Here is a 19,005-nt window from a genome sequence, read left to right on the forward strand (position 1 = left end):
TCAGCGCGCACAGGGGAGAGAAAATGCCTTATTTATCCGGTTACACCATGGTTCAGCACGCGTGGAAAAACGGCTACGCCATCGGTGCCTTCAGCGCTCATAACGCTGAAACCATTCGCGCCATTTTGCTGGCTGCCGAGCAGGAACAGGCACCGATCATGATTCAGGTGGGCCAGAAAGTGATCAGCGTGATGGGCCTTGAGCCAATGAAAGCGATGATCGATGCCTTTATGCAGGACATTACCGTGCCGGTGTGTATTCACCTGGATCACAGCCGCAGCTTTGCGCAAACCATGCAGGCGGTGCAGGCGGGGTTCCAGTCGGTGATGTTTGATGGCTCACATCTGTCGTTCGACGAAAACGTGCGAATTACCCGCGCGGTAGCGGATGTGGCGCATGCGCTGAACATCGGGGTGGAAGGGGAGATCGGCAAGATTGGCGGCACCGAAGATGATATCTCGGTTGATGAAAAAGACGCCCTGATCACCAGCAGCGACGAGGCGCTGAAGTTTTCCGAACTGACCACGGTGGACTATCTGGCGGTGTCGATCGGTACCGCACACGGCCTGTACAAGCAGGAACCTAAGCTGGCGTTCGATCGCCTGCATGAGATCCGCGAAATCGTCCGCAAGCCGATTGTGCTGCATGGCGGTTCCGGCGTGCCGGATGAGCAGATCCGCAAGGCGGTGGCGCTGGGCGTGGCCAAGATCAACGTGGATACCGAACTGCGTCAAGCCTTCACTCAGGGCATGGCCGAAGTGCTGAACAACGATCCCGAAGAGTTTGTGCTGGCGGTTTCGCTCGGGCGCGGCCGTGATGTGATGAAGGAAAGAGTGGTCGAAAAAATCCGGCTATTCGGCAGCCACGGCAAGGCCGCACAGTTTTAAACCATAGGGACGGACTATGACAACCATTCAACGCCAGCATTTTGGCGAACATCAAGGGCAGGCGGTTTCCCTGTTCACGCTGAGCAACGCGAACGGCATGCGGCTGTGTGTGACCGATTACGGCTGCATCATTACCCAACTGTGGGTGCCGGATCGGCACGGCCGAGCAGAAGACATCGTGATGGGCTTTGACGATCTGGCTTCTTATCAGGCTGGGCACCCGTTCTTTGGGGCGATCGCCGGGCGCTGTGCCAATCGCATCGCCGGTGGGCGCTTCAAGATTGACGGCCAGGAATATCTCTTGGCCACCAACGAACTGACCACCGGCCAACATCTGCACGGCGGAGTGCGCGGTTTTGACAAGTACGTCTGGCAGGCGCAGGAAGACGGCGACGGCATTATTTTCAGCCGCACCTCTGTCGACGGCGAAGAAGGCTATCCAGGCAACCTACGGGTGCGCCACCGCATCGGCCTGACCGAAGACAACGTGATGACGCTGAGCTTTGAGGCGCAAACCGATAAACCGACGCTGGTTAATCTGGTGAATCACAGCCATTACAACCTGCGCGGCCACACACAGCTGATCCACGATCAGCAGCTCAAGATCGACGCGGATTTCATCACTCCGGTGGATGAAAGCACCATGTTGCCCACCGGCGAGATCCGCCGCGTGGCCGGTACGGCATTTGATTTCCGCAACGCCCGCCGTTTGGGGGATGCGATGCTGCACCGCCCGGCGCAGGACTTTGACATGAACTATGTGCTTAAACCCGGCGACGGCGCGCTGCATCCGGCGGCCAGCCTGCTTTGCCCGCACAGCGGGCGCGTGATGGAGGTGCACACCTCGCTGCCGGGCATGCAGTTCTACAACGCCTTCAAGCTGTCCAACAAAGTCTGGAACGGCAAGGCGGGGCATCGCTATCAGGCATTTTCCGGCATCTGCCTGGAAACGCAGGCTTTCCCAGACAGCATCCACCACGCTCACTTCAGCAACGTTGTGTTACGCCCAGGCGAAAAATATCTCAGCCGCACCGAGCACCGTTTTAGCACCCTGGCATAGCTCTGGATTAATTTCTCCGATTACTGGAAGCAACATAATGACAAATAAAGCAAAAGTCGGCGTGCTGGCGTTAGGTCGCAACACCTTTGACGTGCCATACGCGCAGGAAATGCTGGCGCAGGCCTGGCAGGCGCTCAGCGGCATGGAGATCGAACTGGTCGGGGAACCGATGCTGCAATTTGATGCCGCATCGGCCCTGCAAGCGTTACCTGCGCTGAAACAGGCGGATCTCGATCTGCTGCTGATCCTGCAGGTGACCTTTACCGATGCTTCGCTGACCACCGAAGTGGCGCGTGATTTCCCGGTGCCCACGGCGCTGTGGTCATTCCCAGAGGCGCGTACCGGTGGCCGTTTGCGGCTGAACTCGTTCTGCGGGGTGAATCTGGCCTGCCACGCGCTGAGCCGTGAAGCGATCAAAGTACAGACCCTGCACGGCCTGCCGAGCGATAGCCGCGTAATCAATGAATTACAGCAGTTGGCGCAGGCGGCGGCGATCGTCAAGCGCTTCAAACAGGCCAAAGTGATGGTGATCGGTGAGCATCCGCTGGGTTTTGACGCCTGTAACTATAACCAGCAGCAGTTGAAGCAGCACTTTGGTGTGGAAGTGACGCGCCAGCCGGTGCTGGAGTTTATCGACGAAGTGAAAGCGCTGCCGGACAGCGTGGCCGATGCGCCTTATGCCCGCCGCGCCAAAGACTTCCCCAATCTGGCAGAAATGGATCAGTGCGCCACCCGCAAAACCCTCAAGGTCTATTCGGCGCTGCGTGAAAAGGCACAGCGCGAAGGCTACACCGGCATTGCCGTGCGCTGCTGGCCGGATTTCTTCACCGACTACGGCTGTGCTGCCTGCGGCGCGCTGGCGCTGATGAACGAAGACAAGGTGCCCTGCGGCTGCGAAGCCGACATGTTTGGCGTGTTGTCTTCGCTGATGGCGCAGTGGGCGTCCGGCAATGCCGCGTTCAATACCGATCTGGTGGATATCGATCCGCAGGATAACAGCGTGGTGTTCTGGCACTGCGGCCAGGCACCGATCGAAATGGCCGATCGCGATGGCCCGGTGCAGGCCACCATCCACTCCAACCGCAAGCTGCCGCTGCTGTCTGAATTTGCCCTCAAGCCGGGGCGCATCACGCTGTGCCGCATTACCCAGGGCGAAGGCAAGCTGCGCCTGATGTTGGCCGGTGGCGAGATGATCAAGGCTCCGCTGGCGTTTTCCGGCACCGCCGGTACCGCTCGGCTGGATGTGGATGCCGATACCTACCGCCAGCGCTTGATCGCCGCCGGGATGGAGCATCACACCTCGTTGGTGTACGGCGAACATCGCCCGCTGCTGCGCAAAGTGGCCGATCTGCTGGGGCTGGACGTGATTGAACTGACCTGAGTTTTAGGCAAATACCGTATTTAACCTTTTGGAGAATTGAATATGACTTCTCAGCAAGGCTTGGAACTGACGCAACAGGCTGGCGGCTTCACCCTGACTTTTCAGCAGCGCGTGCTGCTGCGCCATACCCCGGAGGCCCCTTGCCTGTGGATCGGGCGCGGCAAGGCGGATATCGACATGTTCCGCGGCAACTTCAGCATCAAAGATCAGCTCAGTGAAAAACTGGCGCTGACTGATGTCAGCATCACCCCGCAGGGGCAGGGCTGGAACATCCGTTTCAGCCGTGGCGATGTGGCGCACAGCACGCTGCACATCACCACCGATGCGCAAGGGCGGTTGGAAATGCAGCTGCACAACAGCGACCAAACCAACAACCGCATGTGGCTGCGTTTGGCGGCTCAGCAGGCCGATCACGTTTACGGCTGCGGCGAGCAGTTTTCTTACTTTGATCTGCGCGGCAAGCCGTTCCCACTGTGGACCAGCGAGCAGGGCGTGGGCCGCAACAAGCAGAGCTACGTCACCTGGCAGGCGGACTGCAAAGAGAATGCCGGTGGCGACTATTACTGGACGTTCTTCCCGCAGCCGACCTTTGTCAGCAGCCAGAAGTATTACTGCCATGTGGAAAACAGCTGCTACATGAACTTTGATTTTTCTGCCCCTGATTTCCACGAACTGGCGATCTGGCAGGATCAGGCGGTGCTGCGTTTTGACTGCGCCAACAGCTACATCGGCCTGCTGGAGAAACTCACCGCGCTGCTGGGCCGCCAGCCGGAGCTGCCGGACTGGGTGTACGACGGCGTGATCCTCGGCATTCAGGGCGGCACAGAAGTCTGCCAGCAGAAGCTGGATCTGATGCGTGAACACGGCGTTAAGGTCAGCGGCATCTGGGCGCAGGACTGGGAAGGCCGCCGCATCACCTCTTTCGGTAAACGTCTGATGTGGAACTGGCGTTGGGATAGTGAGCTGTATCCAGAACTGGATAAGCGTATTCCCCAGTGGAAAAAAGAGGGCGTGCGTTTCCTCGGTTACATCAACCCTTATGTGGCGATCGAGAAAGAGCTGTATGCCGAAGCCGCCGAACAAGGCTATCTGACCAAAGATTACAGCGGTAATGACTATCAGGTTGAATTCGGCGAGTTCTATGCCGGGGTGGTGGATCTTACCAAACCAGCAGCCTACGACTGGTTCAAAAACGTCATCAAAAAGAACCTGATTGAGTTCGGCCTCGATGGTTGGATGGCGGACTTTGGCGAATACCTGCCAACCGACACCGTGATGCACAACGGCGTGGATGCGGAAATCATGCATAACGCCTGGCCTGCGCTGTGGGCCAAGTGCAACTACGACGCGCTGGTGGAAAGCGGCAAGCTGGGGGAGATCCTGTTCTTTATGCGTGCAGGCTACACCGGCAGCCAGAAATATTCGGTGATGATGTGGGCGGGGGATCAGAACGTTGACTGGAGCCTGGACGACGGCCTGGCCTCGGTGATCCCGGCGGCGCTGTCGTTGGCCATGACCGGCCATGGCCTGCACCACAGCGATATCGGCGGTTACACCACTCTGTTCGAGATGAAACGCAGCAAAGAACTGCTGATGCGTTGGTGTGAGTTCTGCGCCTTTACACCAGTGATGCGTACCCACGAAGGCAACCGCCCGGACGACAACTGGCAGTTCGATCACGATGTGGAAACCATCCGCCAGTTCGCCCGTATGAGCCGGGTGTTCAGCGCCATGAAGCCGTACATCAAGCAGGCGGTAGCGCTGAATGCGCAATCCGGCCTGCCGGTAATGCGCCCACTGTTCCTGCATTACGAAGATGACGCGCACACCTACAGCCTGAAATACCAATACCTGTTTGGCCGCGAACTGCTGGTGGCTCCGGTGCATGAAGAGGGGCGCAGCGATTGGACGCTCTATCTGCCGCAGGACAGCTGGATCAACCTGTGGACCGGCGAACCGCACAGCGGCGGGTGCGAAGTGACGGTAGCTGCACCGATCGGCCAGCCGCCGGTGTTCTATCGCGCCAGCAGCGAGTGGGCCGAGCTGTTTGCCTCGTTAAAGGCGTTGTAAGCATAAAAAACTGTGCCGCCATTGGCCCCACCGGCAATGGCGGCTACCTCGGGATGGGGTGCTTTCCAAGGAGAATCACCATGAGTGAAGTCAACCATGATCCGGTTAAATTGACGCTGCCGCTGCGCGAGAAGTTCGCCTATGGCATGGGCGATGTCGGTTCTAACCTCTTATTGTGCGTGGGTACGCTGTACCTGCTGAAGTTTTATACCGATGTGTTGGGCATTCCGGCTGCGTGGGGCGGGTTGATCTTCCTGATCTCTCGCTTCTTTACCGCCTTTACCGATATCAGTACCGGCCTGATGCTGGATTCTCGGCGCAATATCGGCCCCAAAGGCAAGTTCCGGCCATTTATCCTGTATGCCTCAATGCCGGTAGCGCTGCTGGTGGTGGCTAACTTTATCGGCGTTGGTATGTCGTTCGACGTGCTGGCGAAAACCGTGATTGCCACGCTGATCTTTATGGCGTTCGGGCTGTTCTTTAGCATGATGAACTGTTCCTACGGCGCCATGGTGCCCGCGATGACCAAAAACCCGCAGGAGCGAGCGCAACTGGCCGCCTGGCGGCAGGGTGGGGCGACGGTTGGCCTGCTGCTGTGTACCGTCGGGTTTGTACCGATCCTGTCGCTGTTTGAAGGCCAGGCGCAGGTGGGCTATCTGGTAGCGGCGGCGATCTTCGCGTTCGCTGGCATGCTGTGCATGTGGTGGTGCTATTCCGGCGTTAAAGAACGCTACGTCGAGCTGCCGAAACCGGGCGCACCAAAGCCGGGCCTGCTGCAATCCTTTAAAGCCATCACCGGCAATAAACCGCTGTTCGTGCTGTGCGTTGCCAACCTGTGCACGCTGGCCGGGTTCAACATCAAACTGGCGATTCAGATCTACTACACCCAATACGTGCTTAACGACATCACGCTGCTGTCTTACATGGGCTTCTTCAGCATGGGTTGTATTCTGCTCGGTGTGCTGCTGGTGCCGACGGTGGTGAAGCGCTTTGGCAAGAAAAACGTTTACCTGGGTGGTTTGTCGCTGTGGATCCTCGGCGATGCGATGAACTACCTGTGGGGCAACACCTCCACGCTGTTTGTGCTGTTCTCCTGCCTGGCGTTCTTTGGCACCGCCTTCGTTAACAGCCTTAACTGGGCGCTGGTGTCCGATACCGTGGAATATGGCGAATGGAAAACCGGCGTGCGTTCTGAAGGCACCGTCTATACCGGCTTTACCTTCTTCCGCAAGGTTTCCCAAGGGCTGGCCGGGTTCTTCCCCGGCGTGATGCTGGCCTATATCGGCTATGTGCCTAATGTGCAGCAAGGTGCTGGCACGCTGGAAGGGCTGCGGCAACTGATCTTTATCTACCCTTGCGGACTGGCGGTGCTGACGGCATTGACCATGGGCTTGTTCTACCACCTGACGGAGAAAAACTACCTAAAGATTGTGGATGAGCTGGAAACCCGAAAACGCAACATGAGCCCGGCAGTGTAAACAGATGCAACCTGCTAATTCGATAGATACATAAGTGCTATCAGTAATTAATGGATGCTATACCCACAGGATTTCAAGTTACAGCTAGCCGGCAAGTGCGTGACAAATCGGTCGTAGACTGATTTGAACAGCGCTTGCGCTGGCCCGCAGGGTGAGCCTCAGTAATGAGGCTCATAATCCCCAGGAGCTTACTTAGGTAAGTGACTGGGGTGGACGCGCGCAGCCAACAACGCTGTAACTTGAAAGACGAAGGGTATAAAAAATAATAAGGACCTGTTATATGGCCGACTCGATACCCTACAACGATCCCGTCACGCTGCGGTTGCCGCTGCGTGAAAAGCTGGCCTACGGCATGGGGGACTTCGGTTCTAACCTGATGCTGTGCATTGGCACGCTGTATCTGCTGAAATTCTATACCGACATTCTGGGGCTGCCCGCGATCTACGGCGGGGTAATCTTCCTGATTGCCAAATTCTTTACCGCCTTCACCGATATGCTGACCGGCGTGCTGTTGGATTCGCGGCGTAATATCGGGGTCAAAGGCAAGTTCCGGCCCTTTATCTTCTATGCCTCGCTGCCGGTGGCTCTGCTGGCAGTGGCCAACTTCCTCAATAGTGGTTTCAGCCTGAACGCCAAAACCATACTGGCCACCGTGCTGTTTATGTTGTTCGGCCTGTTTTATAGCCTGATGAACTGCGCCTACGGGGCAATGGTGCCTGCGATCACCAAAAACCCGAATGAACGTGCACAGTTGGCCGCCTGGCGGCAGGGCGGTGCCACGCTTGGCCTGCTGCTATGCACCGTCGGGTTTGTGCCGATCCAGGCGCTGTTTACCGCCCGCCCGGAGATTGGCTATCTGGCTGCGGCCACGGTGTTTGCCACCTGCGGGGTATTTTGCATGTGGTGGTGCCATGCCGGGGTGAAAGAGCGCTATGTCGAGATTGTGCCGGAACATCATAAACCGGGGATCTTCAAATCCTTCTGCGGCATCTTCAAGAACCCGCCGCTGCTGGTGCTGTGTCTTGCCAACTTGTGTACGCTAGCGGCGTTTAACATCAAGCTGGCGATCCAGGTTTATTACACTCAGTACGTGCTGCACGATATCCGTTTGCTGTCCTACATGGGTTTTTTCAGCATGGGCTGCATTCTGATTGGTGTGTTGATGGTGCCTGCGGCGGTGAAACGCTTTGGCAAGAAGCGCGTCTACCTTGGTGGGTTGCTGCTGTGGTGCCTGGGCGACTTGCTTAACTACGGCTGGGGCAATAGCTCGGTCTCTTTTGTGGCGTTCTCCTGCATGGCCTTCTTTGGTACCGCCTTTGTTAACAGCCTTAATTGGGCGTTGGTGTCGGATACCGTCGATTATGGCGAATGGAAAACCGGCATCCGCGCGGAGGGTTCGGTCTACACCGGCTATACGTTTTCGCGCAAGATTTCCGCCGCGCTGGCGGGGTTGCTACCGGGGATTATGCTGACGCAAATTGGCTACGTCCCCAATATTGCGCAGTCACCTGCGGTATTGGAAGGCCTGCGTCAGTTGATCTTTATTTATCCCTGCCTATTAGCGATGGGGGCTGCAATTATGATGGGTGCTTTCTATAAATTAAACGAGCAGCTATTTATGCAGATAGTCAATGACATCAATATGCGCAAAGGCAACCACTGTAAGGAAATAACCTTTCAGCCGGTGGTTAACACGCAAGCCATCAAAGAAGTTTAATTATTAAAAATAACACTCTACCGCCATGCGCTATTGCATGGCGGCGGGTTCTCTACGCTCATTTATCCAGACTATTTGGGGAATCAAGATGAATAAAGTTAAATCATTACTGTTGATTACGGCATTAATCGCCTCGGCCAGCGCTCAGGCCGGGCGCGCTTATCTGGAAACGCGCGAAGCTTACAACACCGCCTCGGAATTGAATGAGGTTATTTTGCGTGCGGGCTATAACTTTGATGGCGGTGCCGGGGTGATGGCCACCAATGCCTATAACATAGGGAAGTTTGATCAGTTAAAGCACGGCTATAACGAGCTCGAAGGCTGGTATCCGCTGCTGCGCCCAACGGATCAATGGACTATCTCCTCCGGTGGGCTGGTTAACTCAAACAGTGCCGGTTCCGGCGGGGCGCTGTATCTGGATAACAACTATAAATTCCTGCCAGTGTTTAACCTGACCGTGCGTTACCGTTATAACCGCAGTAACTATGACAGCATCGATTTCAACGGCCAACCAGCGCGTAATGATACCCATGAGTTTGCCAGTTATTGGAATTTTAAAGTCACCGATGCGCTGAATTATACCTTCGAACCCCATTATTTTATTCGGGTAAATGATTTCCACAGTAAAAATGGTAAAGGCCACCATTGGGAAATTACTAATAAGTTCAGTTATAAAATAGATACCCACTGGATGCCTTATTTAGAACTGCAATGGCTGGATCGTTGGCTGGATTATAATGCTGAGCAATACCGTATCCGGGTAGGCCTACGTTATACTTTTTGAGATATAAAAAATTTACCCGGCTAAATCATCTGGCCGGGTAAAGTAAGTGGCATTGGTGTTAAATGGCATACTCAAATGGCTAAATAAACAGACCGGCAGGGACATTAAAACGCGCAGCCAGAGCTTTAATATGCTGAACAGTCAATGCGCGGCGGCCACTCAGAATGTTGCTCACATTACTTTTGGATCCCAGTTCATCTGCCAGATCTGCTGGCTTGAGCCCATATTGGTCCATCAGAGTGCGCAAAGCTGTAACACCGCTGGGGAGCTCGGCCATATGGTTGCGCAAATCCTCGAACTCTGGGGCATGCTGTTCATATTCAGCGATTTTTGCCGCTAACGGTTCAAACAGTGGGTTGTCCAGATCGTCTCTATCGATGAGATATTCAATCAGTTCAAGGGCTTGTTTGTATTCCGCTTCGCTTTTACCACCGGCCATGAGTGGAATGCATTTCACTGCGTTGGTGAATGTGGCGATCATACCTTCTGCAGTTGTCGCATCGATGCCATTTTTGCTGCTATGAGATGCAATAGTCATTCTTTATGCTCCTAAAATCCGCCCATCATTATTAGCAAATTTAAACCTTACGATACAACCGCCGCGGATGGCCGATATTGCCGTATAGCATCTCGATGCGCACGAACTGGGTGGCAACGCAGTGTTCCAAGTAGCGGCGTGCGGTGGTTTTGCTGATGCCGACCTGATCAACCACGTCTTCTACCGCATGCGCGGTATCCGGTTGGTTGATGAATAACGTCTTTACCAGTTCCAGCGTGTTGGCCTCGATCCCTTTGGCACCGGTTTCGCTGGCAAACTGTTTGGCGTGCAGGTTGTACAAGGCATCGACATTGCTTTGGTCGATCACCTTGAAAGTGCGTTGCGTCTGGGCAAACTGAATAAAACGCTCTAGGGAATTACGTAGCCGACTGTAAGACACCGGTTTGATAATGTAGTCGAACGCGCCGTTGCGGATTGCCTGGCTACAGGTGTGCATATCGCTGGCCGCAGTGATAAATATCACCGAACAGGACGGGTTTTTCACTGCCGGTTCTTCCATTAGCGCGATCCCTTGGCCATCCGGTAGAAAATTATCCAGCAGGATCAGGCGTGGTTGGTGAGCGTTAACTTTGGCTCTGGCTTCTGCCAACGTAGCGGCGTAGGCGACCACCCGCAGGTTAAAGTTTTTCTCGACAAATTCGGTATGCAGTGTCGCCAACTGCGGCTCATCTTCCACGATCAGAACGTCCAGTGTTTCATATTGCATAGGGTGAGTCCGGGTGCTTAAGCCTTTGGGATAAACAGAGAGAAAATGGTGCCGCGCGGATCGTTGTCCGACACTTCTATGTTGCCGTGCGCCTGCGCAACGTGGCTGGCCACCAGATGCAAGCCAATACCGTGATCGCCTTTATCTTTAGTGGTGACGCCTTGTTCAAACAGCGTATCGCGCACTTGCGCTGCGATGCCGGTACCCTGATCTGCCACCTCAATCACCAGCTCAGTGCTGTTGTCATTGATATAAAGTTCTACCGCATGGTGCGGAGCAGCGCAAAGCAGTGTGGCATCGACCGCGTTATCCAGCAAGTTGCCGATAATCGACATCAGTTCGGTTTCGTTAAGCGATGCTGGGATCTGGCGCAACTGACAGGCCGGATCGAAACGCAATTCAATGCCTTTTTCGCGCGCGCTGGCGTATTTGCCCAAGAGCAGGCCGCACAGCGCGGCTGAGCTGAAGCGTTGGGAAACGAAATCGAGGATCTCCTGTGCGCCTTCGGACTGGGCTTCCACGTAGCGGATCGCTTCATTATAACGCTGCATATGCAGCAAACCGGCCAGAGTGGCGGCCCAGTTCAACTGTTCATGGCGCATAATGCGCAGATTATCGGCATAACGTTTCACCTGGCTGAGCTGGCTGCTGAGGGTATTGATGTCATTTTTATCGCGGAAACTGATCACCCAGCCCTGCAATTCCTCTTCCTGCATGATCCTGACCCGGCTGGCAATCACCCGCACATGGTTGAAACGGCACACTTCATCGTGCGTATCCTGCCCTAATTGGGTAGCGCTGAAGAAATCTGGCTGCGACTGGATCACTTCACTGATTTCACGCCCCATCAGGCTGCTGGCAGGCTGGCGCAGATCCAGCAACTCGCGGGCGGCGTGGTTGATAGTGATAATACGCAGTTGCGGATCAACGGCGATCACCCCTTCATAAATAGCTTCCAGCAGGGCTTTCTGTTGGCGTACCAGCAGCGCAATTTCTTTGGGTTCCAGCGAGAACATCTGGCGCTTTAAGTTTTTGGATAATAACCAGGAGAAAATAAACAAGGCGAACAATAACAGAATAATCGAACCGACAATTTGTGTCAGAGTGTGGGCATTTAAACTGTCGATATGTGATTTCAGATAGCCTACCGAAACAATGCCAATTACCCGATTATTTTCATCCATAATTGGTGCTTTGCTGCGTAATGAAATCCCAATGCCCCCTTTGCGGATGGAAATAATACTTTTTCCTTCCAGTACCTCTTTATTATCACCACCGACCATCGGCGTGCCCAGCAAATTGCTGTGTTCGGAATGATAAAGGTGCATGGTGTGATTATCACCAATCACAATATAGCTGGCATCGCTGCTGGCGCGGATTTTGTTCATCAGCGTAGCAATGCCGTCGGTGTCGTTATTTTTTACCATGCTAATCAGCGTAGGGGTCAGGGCAATTTCCCGCGCCTGTACCTGGGCACGAGCTCCCAGATCGCGGTGCAGTTGGCTATCCAGTTGGTAGTAGGTGTAAGCACCAATTAACGTTAACAGCAGAGAGGAAAAGGCCACCAGGCATAGAAACAGTTTGATCTGAAAAGAGAGTTTTATCCGCATGGTTTGCTGCTGGCCTTGAAGTCTGTTTGAGTGATTACCCTATCATGAGAATCCCGTGAAGTAATGTTGCTCCTGATCAAGTTGTGACTACCTGTGCAGCTTTATAGTGCTTACTAATAAGCACACTGCCGTGCAATAAAAGCAGTAAAGTTTAAATTGGCAGTATTATTAACGCCATTAACACCACGCATTATTTTACATAAGGGCTATTAACACCATAGAAACCATAACCACCATTAAAAAACCTTTCTTATTTTGAACGTAATCACAGCGGTTAATCCGTGCGTTTCTCTATGATGGCCGAACAGACTAATAAGAGGCCAGCCTATGAGCACAACCGATGATTCCTACCTTGTCACCAAAGATAAAACGCCCCCGCTTTCGCTGCGCGAAAAGTGGTGGCACATTCTGGATAATTACAAAATAGGTATTATTCCTCTGCCGTTCTTTATTCTGGCCGGGGTGCTTATTTTACTGGATTGCCTGGCAGGTAAATTACCCAGTGATATTGTGGTCATGGTGGCAACGCTGGCCTTTTTTGGTTTTGCCTGTGGTGAGTTCGGCAAACGCCTGCCGCTGGTGGGCAAAATGGGGGCGGCTGCTATTTGTGCCACCTTTATTCCTTCCGCGCTGGTGCATTATGGTCTGCTGCCGGATGTGGTGGTGGAGTCCACCACCAAATTCTATAAGTCGACCAATATTCTTTATCTCTACATCTGCTGCATTATTGTCGGCAGCATTATGAGTATGAATCGTCAGGTGCTGATTCAGGGCTTCCTGCGGATCTTCGTCCCTATGCTGTGCGGTGAAGTGGTTGGGATGCTGGTCGGGATGGGGGTTGGCATGGCGCTGGGCCTGGAGCCGTTCCAGATCTTCTTCTTCCTGATCCTGCCGATTATGGCTGGTGGCGTCGGGGAAGGCGCGATTCCGCTGTCGATGGGCTATGCCACCATTCTGCATATGGAGCAGGGCGTGGCATTGGGGCGCATTTTACCGATTGTGATGCTGGGTGGCCTGACCGCTATTGTGATCGCCGGGTTGCTCAACCAGATAGGTAAACGCTACCCGCACCTGACCGGTGAAGGCAGCCTGATGCCTAGCAAACAAGGGTATAGCGAGATGCCGGTGGCCGAGCAGGCCAGTGGCAAGATGGTGGATGTGAGCACCATTGCCTGCGGGGCCCTGCTGGCGATCCTGCTGTATATGGTCGGGATGCTGCTGAACCGGCTGATTGGCCTGCCTGCGCCGGTGGGCATGCTGTTTGCCGCCGTGGCGGTGAAACTGGCGCACGGCGTGTCCCCGCGCATTCAGGAAGGCTCGCAGGTGGTATATAAATTTTTCCGTACTGCGGTGACTTATCCGATCCTGTTTGCCGTAGGGGTTGCCATCACGCCGTGGCAGGAGCTGGTTAATGCATTCACCGTGCAGAATCTGATCGTGATTGTGTCGACCATATGTGCGCTGGTGGGCACCGGTTTCTTTGTCGGCAAGAGGATTGGTATGCACCCGATCGATGTCGCCATCGTTTCCTGCTGCCAGAGCGGGCAGGGCGGTACGGGGGATGTGGCGATCCTGACGGCGGGTAACCGTATGTCGCTGATGCCTTTTGCCCAGATCGCCACCCGTATCGGCGGCGCGATTAATGTTTCGCTGTCGCTGCTGGCGTTGTCGCATTTCTTCTGAGGTGTGGATTGCCCTGCCTCCCGGCGGGGCTTTTATGGGAGGACGCCTTGTGATATCAGATAGCCTGTAGCACAATTGAGCTACATTTATGTGCTCCTGATTGAGGGCTGTTTCTATGTCTACCACCACAATCCGTATGTCTGATGAACTGAAGGCCAGAGTGGCCATTGCGGCGGAACATGCTGGCATAACATCACACAGTTTTATCTTGCAGGCTATTGCAGAAAAAGCCACGCGCGAAGAGCTGCAAGGCAGTTTTGAAGACGAAGCAGAAGCAAGATACGCCGACATTGTGGCCAGCGGTGAAACGATCTCCTGGTCTGAAATGCGTGGTTATCTGGAAGAACATATGGCCGGTAACCAGAGTGCAGTTAAGCCAGTGGCGAGAAAGCTGGGGCGCTAAATGACCGCGATCAAACTGCCACCGAAGGTCATGGATGACATTGAGCGTATTCTTGAACACCTGTCTCGCTATGATGTTGCAAATTCTCCCTTGAGGATCCAGGAGATAATTCAGGCCATTTCCGTCCTGGAACATAACCCTCTGATCGGCAAGTCGATAAATAGAGGGATGCGTGAGCTGGTGATAGGTTATCAAGCCAGAGGCTATGTGGCGCTTTATCGCTATATTCCCGATATCGACACGATACTTGTGCTGGCGATCCGCAGCCAGAGAGAATTGGGGTATTAACTAAAACTAAACGGCCCACGGTTTCCCGTGGGCCAGACGCACATCAGTTTCATCTTTTTAGCTACAGGGGTGTTTAACGTCGGGCGAGCAGGAGGCCGATGACGATGCCAACGGTGGCACCAATACCGACACCCTGCCAGGGTTTGTCACGAACATAGCTATTGGCATGGTCTGCCACGTCACGTGCATGCTGTGTCAGGCTGCTGGAATCGTTGAAACGTGCACGGGCATCGCGTAAAACGCCTTTTGCCTTGTTGTGCAACTCGCTCAGTTCCTCTTTGGTTTTGCTAGCGGAATCGCGTAATACCTCATCGAGCGTGTCGGCCAGCAGGGCGAGATCCTGATCGATGTCTCGTTCTACTTTTTCAGCTTTCTTGAACATTAGAATCTCCGTTATTGAACACATCCTCTGAGTATAGACCATTTTTTAATCGATGCTGGCGAATAGGGGAAGATCGCGATATCTCGGCGTGTGATCGGTCATCTTCAGCAGTTGGCAGCAATTTGGGATCATTGAACTGTGCACCCCTGATGTACAGGCTTCACCAGCTTTGTACATTTGGTTACTCGGCGAAACCAATCACTCACGGAAGTACTGAATTGATTCCTTTATTATCTGTTCAACGGCCCAACCGGGCTTACCGAAAAACACTCTCTGAGGATTTAAAAATGAAAAAAGTATTAGCGCTGATCGTTGCTGCCACTATGGGTCTGTCTTCAATTGCTTTCGCTGCTGATACTGCAGCACCGGCGGCTGCCCCAGCGGCGACTGATACCATGGCTGCTCCGGCTCACGGTACAAAAGCCACTCATCATAAGAAAGAGCACAAGAAAGCCACCACCAAAGCCCCAGAGCAAAAAGCTCAGGCTGCTAAAGCGAAGAAACACAGCAAAAAAGCTCCAGAGCAAAAAGCCCAGGCTGCTAAAAAACACCACAAAGACAGCAAAAAAGCCGCTGCTCCAGCCGCTAAATAAGTGAAGACTGCGGATCCGCTAACGGTTCCGCGTCATCAGTTAAGTATCCAGACACCCGGTTTTCCGGGTGTCTTCTTTTGAGGTTACGTCATCATGATTAATCACTATCTGTTTGAAGTGATCTTCAGTGCTGTAACGCTGTGTGGTCTGGCTGCTGCTTGGCAACTGTTCCTGACCAGTTAATATAGTATCGCTTCCTTTAAAACCCTATTCTGCAACGGGCGCGGGTAACCATGGCTGTATAAAAGCCAGTACTGCGCTGATGGTTTGTTGATGTACGCGCTTTCGCTGCTGTACGCCAGAAGCACAGATAAAGGCTTCTCCTTCCTGCGCCAATATCGCCAAGGCTTTTGTATTGCATAGCGGCAAAAAGTCGAAGTGATTGGCACCCGCCAGTTTCAACGCAGTAATGGGGTGCTGACCGCCGTAAGCTGCCAGCGATTCACTCCCGATGCCGCCATCGGCCTCGTCTGGCATATAGTGCTGTGCGGCGACGACCAGTAGCGGTGCAGTTAACTGCCGCAGGCTGCTGGGTTGCAGGTAGGGCACCATGCCCGGATCGAGCGCGACTGCAAAGCGGATCCTGTTGTCGGTATAGCTGGCATCAAACGCGGTGGTGGATACGCTTTCTAGTGCTACCCCTCGGTAGAATAGACAGTTGGGTGAGTTTGGCTGGCGCTGGCAACCAACGGCAAAATCTTGTAAGGCTACTCGGCCACCAAGGGTTGCAATGGCGCTGTAGCCGCCTTTAGAGTGGCCCATCACGCCAATTGACTGAGCATTAATCCGCGGCCGCCAGGTTGTGTCACTGAGCATCGCGTCGATCAGCGCTGAAATATCTCGCGTTTGCTGCCAAAGCAATATTGACCGTGCGGGAACAGAATCGCCGGTGGTACTGCCCGGATGATTGGCTGCAACCACAATCGCGCCCTGTTGTACCAACGCCTGCGCCAGCCAGGCTAGGCTGCTATTGTTGCCGCCACTGCCGTGGCTCAAAACCACTAGCGGAAAACGCCCGGCTGCCGGTAGCGCATCAGGCTGCGCGGCAATACCTTCAAATACCGGTCTGGCACCTACCGTTTGCAACGGGCCATTGGCCGCAGTGGGGTAATAGATACGGGTAACCAGTTGACGATCGCCGTTATAAAACGTTTGCAAGCGGCTGGCGACCTGCCAGGGTGCCGCCGTTGCCACACTGCTAAACAGTAACCAGAAGAACCACAGCTTTTTCATTATTGCTTTCCTTAACGAGGATGGGAAAACCCACAGTGGCAGCGGTTCCTGCTCTCTGCGACCTTGATCGCGATCCAGGTCGCTAAACGATTGTTTTGGCTGACGCTGGCTTCTACACTCATTGGTTTTCCGCAAGCCTGTAAAGAGGAGTTCCATGCCGCTTATCCCGCTGTCATTTCTGTTCAGCCTGCTGTGTGTGGTTTTGACTGTGCGCCTTGGCCGACCACAGCCGCGCCGTTGGCTGTTACAACTGCTGTTACTGATATGCGCTTGGCAAAGCCTGTTGGTGGGGATCCGTTTTGGCTATCAACAGACTTGGGCTGCCGGGTTACAACCCTTGGGCGCAGCGTTGATCCCGCCATTGTGCTATCTGGTATTGATGCTCCATGCGCGCGGGCCGGCGGGATGGCGAGACACTGGGCATCTGTTGCTTCCACTGTTAACGCTGTTGGCCCAGTGGAAAGCACTGTTCGCGTTGGATGGGCTGATCGTTGTCGGTTATTTGGGTTACGGCGCTGCTATCTTGGGTTATCTGAAGCGCGGCGAGAATGGCTTACAGCAGGTTTCGCTGGCTGACAGTTGGCTCAGTTACCGGCTCTGGTGCGGGTTAGGTGGCTTGTTGACGATCGGTGGTTTTGCCGAACTGGCTATCGCTCTGGATTACGCGCTATTTGCGGGCCATCATGCTGGCGCGCTGGTAGCTTTTGGCAATGTGCTGGTGGTAGTAGGTGTGGCGCTGGTGCTTGGTGGTGGCCGGGGGCAACCGGACTCGGAAGAACCTCCTGTGCAGACGGCGTTAACCAGCGCGGCCCCCGACGCCGAAGAGTGCGAACTCTGGTTCCAGCAGATAAACCGGCGATTATTGCAGAACGACTTGTATCTGGAGCCGAATCTGAATCTGGCGCGTTTGGCACGCAAAGTAGGGCTACCGGCACGCAAGGTGTCGCAGGCCATCAATCAGCAGGCGGGGATGAATGTTTCGCAATACGTCAACCAACTGCGTATCCAGCAAGCGGCTGAATGGTTAATCGGCAGCGATCGTCCGGTCACCGACATCATGCTGCAAGCCGGATTCAGTACTAAATCCAACTTTAACCGCGAGTTTCTGCGGGTTTATGGCATCAGCCCGAGCGAATGGCGTAAGCGTAAAACGGCTTCTTAGCTTCCCGGTTGTTTTACCAGTGAGTCAGCACTTCGCGGTTATAGCGTTCATTATAGGCGCGGCGGAACTGTGCCAGTTCGAACGCATCCAAATCCAACTCAGCGAAATAAAACAGCGCCGCCTCGGTGTGCTCGGCATGCAATTCCGGCGATAGCCCGGCGCGTAGCAGCATTTCGCGCCACAGGCCAATCTGTTCGTCGTCCGCCTGTTTGATAAACGTCAGATAGATAAACAGCAGATAAGCGGCTTGATGCATCTCTTCGGTATAACCGTTGTTCAGCACGCGGATAAACGTCTGGCTGTTGCGGTTGCCCATTTCTTGCAGCATCGATTCAATCAGCATCGGTTTTACTTTGAGTTGCTGTACCAGCGAATCTATCGCCTTGCGGGTATCGGAAGTCAGAATGCGGTAACCGATAATAAATACCGCAATCAGGGCGGCGATGATGATCCACGTCATTGATGATGTTTTACCGTTTTGGAGCGCCAGGAATTGGCAGGAGGCGCTGCAAACAGCGCCTGAAATTATCCGTGTTGCTCGCCGCTGAAATTGCCTGTGGCGTGTTGCTGATTATGGGCATAGCGATTGAAGGTGGCGGCGTCTTTTGCCAAGGCATCCAGATGTGCTCCCAGCATTTTGATCTGCTTGATCAGCGCATGTTGCTCTGGCACCGAACTGGCGGTGTTCAGCCTGTGCATCAGTTGCTCATTCTGCATCCGCAGTGCAATTTCACGCTGTTGGGCTTCTTCCAATTGCTGTTGCAAAGCCTGATAGCTTTGCTGCCATTCGCGGTGTTGTTTTTCAAAGCTGGCCTGCAACTCATTCATTGCATTCTGAAACTGGCTGTCCAGTTCGCGCATTGTCATGGTTTTTTCCTTTTGCGGCACTCAATGATGGCTTGCAGTATAGCGAAAATGGCTCAGAAGCTCACCCGTTGCCGGTAATTCCTGGCTTGCAACCTGTGCAGGGCGTCTTACAATCATCTTTATCCCCCCATATCACAAGGAT

The 19,005-nt window shown here is 54.2% G+C and carries 19 protein-coding genes; 12 read left to right on the forward strand and 7 right to left on the reverse strand.

Translation table 11 applies throughout. The annotated features are described in order from the left end of the window. The first annotated feature begins 23 nt into the window (after nt 1-23). The 7 genes from ACX1CU_RS05580 to ompL all read left to right on the forward strand — a co-directional run bounded on the left by ACX1CU_RS05580 (nt 24) and on the right by ompL (nt 9,377). Complete coding sequence (locus tag ACX1CU_RS05580; protein ID WP_459401611.1) at nt 24-887, forward strand: class II fructose-bisphosphate aldolase; 864 nt, start codon at nt 24-26, stop codon at nt 885-887. 16 nt (nt 888-903) lie between these two features. Next, nucleotides 904-1,947, forward strand: coding sequence for an aldose epimerase family protein (locus tag ACX1CU_RS05585; protein ID WP_459401612.1), 1,044 nt, complete (start codon nt 904-906; stop codon nt 1,945-1,947). A 37-nt stretch (nt 1,948-1,984) separates the two neighbouring features. Continuing rightward, a complete protein-coding gene (locus tag ACX1CU_RS05590; protein WP_459401613.1) occupies nt 1,985-3,328 on the forward strand; it encodes an L-fucose/L-arabinose isomerase family protein in 1,344 nt (447 codons plus the stop codon). 42 nt (nt 3,329-3,370) lie between these two features. After that, nucleotides 3,371-5,398: an alpha-glucosidase gene (locus ACX1CU_RS05595; RefSeq protein ID WP_459401614.1), complete on the forward strand. Its 2,028-nt coding sequence runs from the start codon at nt 3,371-3,373 to the stop codon at nt 5,396-5,398. 80 nt (nt 5,399-5,478) lie between these two features. Beyond that, nucleotides 5,479-6,876 carry an MFS transporter gene (locus tag ACX1CU_RS05600; RefSeq protein WP_459401615.1) on the forward strand — a complete coding sequence of 466 codons (1,398 nt, stop codon included), beginning with the start codon at nt 5,479-5,481 and terminating at the stop codon, nt 6,874-6,876. Nucleotides 6,877-7,156: 280 nt separating this feature from the next. Continuing rightward, nucleotides 7,157-8,593 carry an MFS transporter gene (locus ACX1CU_RS05605; RefSeq protein ID WP_459401616.1) on the forward strand — a complete coding sequence of 479 codons (1,437 nt, stop codon included), beginning with the start codon at nt 7,157-7,159 and terminating at the stop codon, nt 8,591-8,593. An 88-nt stretch (nt 8,594-8,681) separates the two neighbouring features. After that, nucleotides 8,682-9,377, forward strand: coding sequence for a porin OmpL (gene ompL, locus ACX1CU_RS05610; RefSeq protein ID WP_459401617.1), 696 nt, complete (start codon nt 8,682-8,684; stop codon nt 9,375-9,377). Between the two features lie 79 nt (nt 9,378-9,456). Here ompL and ACX1CU_RS05615 read toward each other — a convergent pair whose 3' ends face one another. From ACX1CU_RS05615 to ACX1CU_RS05625, 3 genes are read right to left on the reverse strand one after another with little or no spacing between them, the layout of a single operon-like run. After that, nucleotides 9,457-9,915, reverse strand: coding sequence for a helix-turn-helix domain-containing protein (locus ACX1CU_RS05615; protein ID WP_459401618.1), 459 nt, complete (start codon nt 9,913-9,915; stop codon nt 9,457-9,459). 40 nt (nt 9,916-9,955) lie between these two features. Further along, nucleotides 9,956-10,642 (reverse strand): response regulator, encoded by a 687-nt coding sequence (locus ACX1CU_RS05620; protein WP_459401619.1) that lies wholly within the window; start codon nt 10,640-10,642, stop codon nt 9,956-9,958. Nucleotides 10,643-10,659: 17 nt separating this feature from the next. Further along, entirely contained in the window at nt 10,660-12,252 is a 1,593-nt protein-coding gene (locus tag ACX1CU_RS05625) for an ATP-binding protein (RefSeq protein ID WP_459401620.1), read from the reverse strand. A 327-nt stretch (nt 12,253-12,579) separates the two neighbouring features. Here ACX1CU_RS05625 and ACX1CU_RS05630 point away from each other — a divergent pair, with 327 nt between their 5' ends. The 3 genes from ACX1CU_RS05630 to ACX1CU_RS05640 all read left to right on the forward strand — a co-directional run bounded on the left by ACX1CU_RS05630 (nt 12,580) and on the right by ACX1CU_RS05640 (nt 14,626). Continuing rightward, a complete protein-coding gene (locus ACX1CU_RS05630; RefSeq protein WP_459401621.1) occupies nt 12,580-13,935 on the forward strand; it encodes a 2-hydroxycarboxylate transporter family protein in 1,356 nt (451 codons plus the stop codon). 115 nt (nt 13,936-14,050) lie between these two features. Then, nucleotides 14,051-14,338 (forward strand): CopG family transcriptional regulator, encoded by a 288-nt coding sequence (locus ACX1CU_RS05635; protein WP_459401622.1) that lies wholly within the window; start codon nt 14,051-14,053, stop codon nt 14,336-14,338. After that, a complete protein-coding gene (locus ACX1CU_RS05640) occupies nt 14,339-14,626 on the forward strand; it encodes a type II toxin-antitoxin system RelE/ParE family toxin (protein WP_459401623.1) in 288 nt (95 codons plus the stop codon). Nucleotides 14,627-14,699: 73 nt separating this feature from the next. Here the strand turns inward: ACX1CU_RS05640 and ACX1CU_RS05645 are convergent, their stop codons facing one another. Continuing rightward, complete coding sequence (locus ACX1CU_RS05645) at nt 14,700-15,008, reverse strand: DUF883 family protein (RefSeq protein WP_459401624.1); 309 nt, start codon at nt 15,006-15,008, stop codon at nt 14,700-14,702. Nucleotides 15,009-15,295: 287 nt separating this feature from the next. On the opposite strand from ACX1CU_RS05645, the gene asr reads away from it, so the two are divergent. After that, a complete protein-coding gene (gene asr / locus ACX1CU_RS05650; protein WP_459401625.1) occupies nt 15,296-15,601 on the forward strand; it encodes an acid resistance repetitive basic protein Asr in 306 nt (101 codons plus the stop codon). 207 nt (nt 15,602-15,808) lie between these two features. On the opposite strand, the gene ACX1CU_RS05655 is transcribed toward asr, so the two are convergent. Further along, complete coding sequence (locus ACX1CU_RS05655; protein WP_459401626.1) at nt 15,809-16,834, reverse strand: alpha/beta hydrolase family protein; 1,026 nt, start codon at nt 16,832-16,834, stop codon at nt 15,809-15,811. Nucleotides 16,835-16,988: 154 nt separating this feature from the next. Between ACX1CU_RS05655 and ACX1CU_RS05660 the strand changes: the two genes are divergently transcribed. Next, on the forward strand, nt 16,989-17,996 hold the full coding sequence (locus tag ACX1CU_RS05660; protein WP_459401627.1) for a helix-turn-helix domain-containing protein: 1,008 nt from the start codon (nt 16,989-16,991) through the stop codon (nt 17,994-17,996). Nucleotides 17,997-18,009: 13 nt separating this feature from the next. On the opposite strand, the gene ACX1CU_RS05665 is transcribed toward ACX1CU_RS05660, so the two are convergent. Together ACX1CU_RS05665 and ACX1CU_RS05670 are read right to left on the reverse strand one after the other, a co-directional pair. Beyond that, nucleotides 18,010-18,456 carry a DUF1198 family protein gene (locus tag ACX1CU_RS05665; protein ID WP_459401628.1) on the reverse strand — a complete coding sequence of 149 codons (447 nt, stop codon included), beginning with the start codon at nt 18,454-18,456 and terminating at the stop codon, nt 18,010-18,012. 65 nt (nt 18,457-18,521) lie between these two features. Beyond that, a complete protein-coding gene (locus ACX1CU_RS05670; RefSeq protein WP_459401629.1) occupies nt 18,522-18,863 on the reverse strand; it encodes an MbeD/MobD family mobilization/exclusion protein in 342 nt (113 codons plus the stop codon). Between the last annotated feature and the right edge of the window lie 142 nt (nt 18,864-19,005).

The organism is Serratia sp. D1N4 (assembly GCF_054552755.1).

Coding starts and splice junctions, on each gene's coding strand:
- ACX1CU_RS05585 (WP_459401612.1), top strand. CDS start 904: ATGACAACCATTCAACGCCAGCATTTTGGCGAACATCAAGGGCAGGCG.
- ACX1CU_RS05580 (WP_459401611.1), top strand. CDS start 24: ATGCCTTATTTATCCGGTTACACCATGGTTCAGCACGCGTGGAAAAAC.
- ompL (WP_459401617.1), top strand. CDS start 8,682: ATGAATAAAGTTAAATCATTACTGTTGATTACGGCATTAATCGCCTCG.
- ACX1CU_RS05655 (WP_459401626.1), bottom strand. CDS start 16,834: ATGAAAAAGCTGTGGTTCTTCTGGTTACTGTTTAGCAGTGTGGCAACG.
- ACX1CU_RS05645 (WP_459401624.1), bottom strand. CDS start 15,008: ATGTTCAAGAAAGCTGAAAAAGTAGAACGAGACATCGATCAGGATCTC.
- ACX1CU_RS05590 (WP_459401613.1), top strand. CDS start 1,985: ATGACAAATAAAGCAAAAGTCGGCGTGCTGGCGTTAGGTCGCAACACC.
- ACX1CU_RS05600 (WP_459401615.1), top strand. CDS start 5,479: ATGAGTGAAGTCAACCATGATCCGGTTAAATTGACGCTGCCGCTGCGC.
- ACX1CU_RS05665 (WP_459401628.1), bottom strand. CDS start 18,456: ATGACGTGGATCATCATCGCCGCCCTGATTGCGGTATTTATTATCGGT.
- ACX1CU_RS05670 (WP_459401629.1), bottom strand. CDS start 18,863: ATGACAATGCGCGAACTGGACAGCCAGTTTCAGAATGCAATGAATGAG.
- ACX1CU_RS05605 (WP_459401616.1), top strand. CDS start 7,157: ATGGCCGACTCGATACCCTACAACGATCCCGTCACGCTGCGGTTGCCG.
- ACX1CU_RS05615 (WP_459401618.1), bottom strand. CDS start 9,915: ATGACTATTGCATCTCATAGCAGCAAAAATGGCATCGATGCGACAACT.
- asr (WP_459401625.1), top strand. CDS start 15,296: ATGAAAAAAGTATTAGCGCTGATCGTTGCTGCCACTATGGGTCTGTCT.
- ACX1CU_RS05640 (WP_459401623.1), top strand. CDS start 14,339: ATGACCGCGATCAAACTGCCACCGAAGGTCATGGATGACATTGAGCGT.
- ACX1CU_RS05620 (WP_459401619.1), bottom strand. CDS start 10,642: ATGCAATATGAAACACTGGACGTTCTGATCGTGGAAGATGAGCCGCAG.
- ACX1CU_RS05625 (WP_459401620.1), bottom strand. CDS start 12,252: ATGCGGATAAAACTCTCTTTTCAGATCAAACTGTTTCTATGCCTGGTG.
- ACX1CU_RS05630 (WP_459401621.1), top strand. CDS start 12,580: ATGAGCACAACCGATGATTCCTACCTTGTCACCAAAGATAAAACGCCC.
- ACX1CU_RS05595 (WP_459401614.1), top strand. CDS start 3,371: ATGACTTCTCAGCAAGGCTTGGAACTGACGCAACAGGCTGGCGGCTTC.
- ACX1CU_RS05660 (WP_459401627.1), top strand. CDS start 16,989: ATGCCGCTTATCCCGCTGTCATTTCTGTTCAGCCTGCTGTGTGTGGTT.
- ACX1CU_RS05635 (WP_459401622.1), top strand. CDS start 14,051: ATGTCTACCACCACAATCCGTATGTCTGATGAACTGAAGGCCAGAGTG.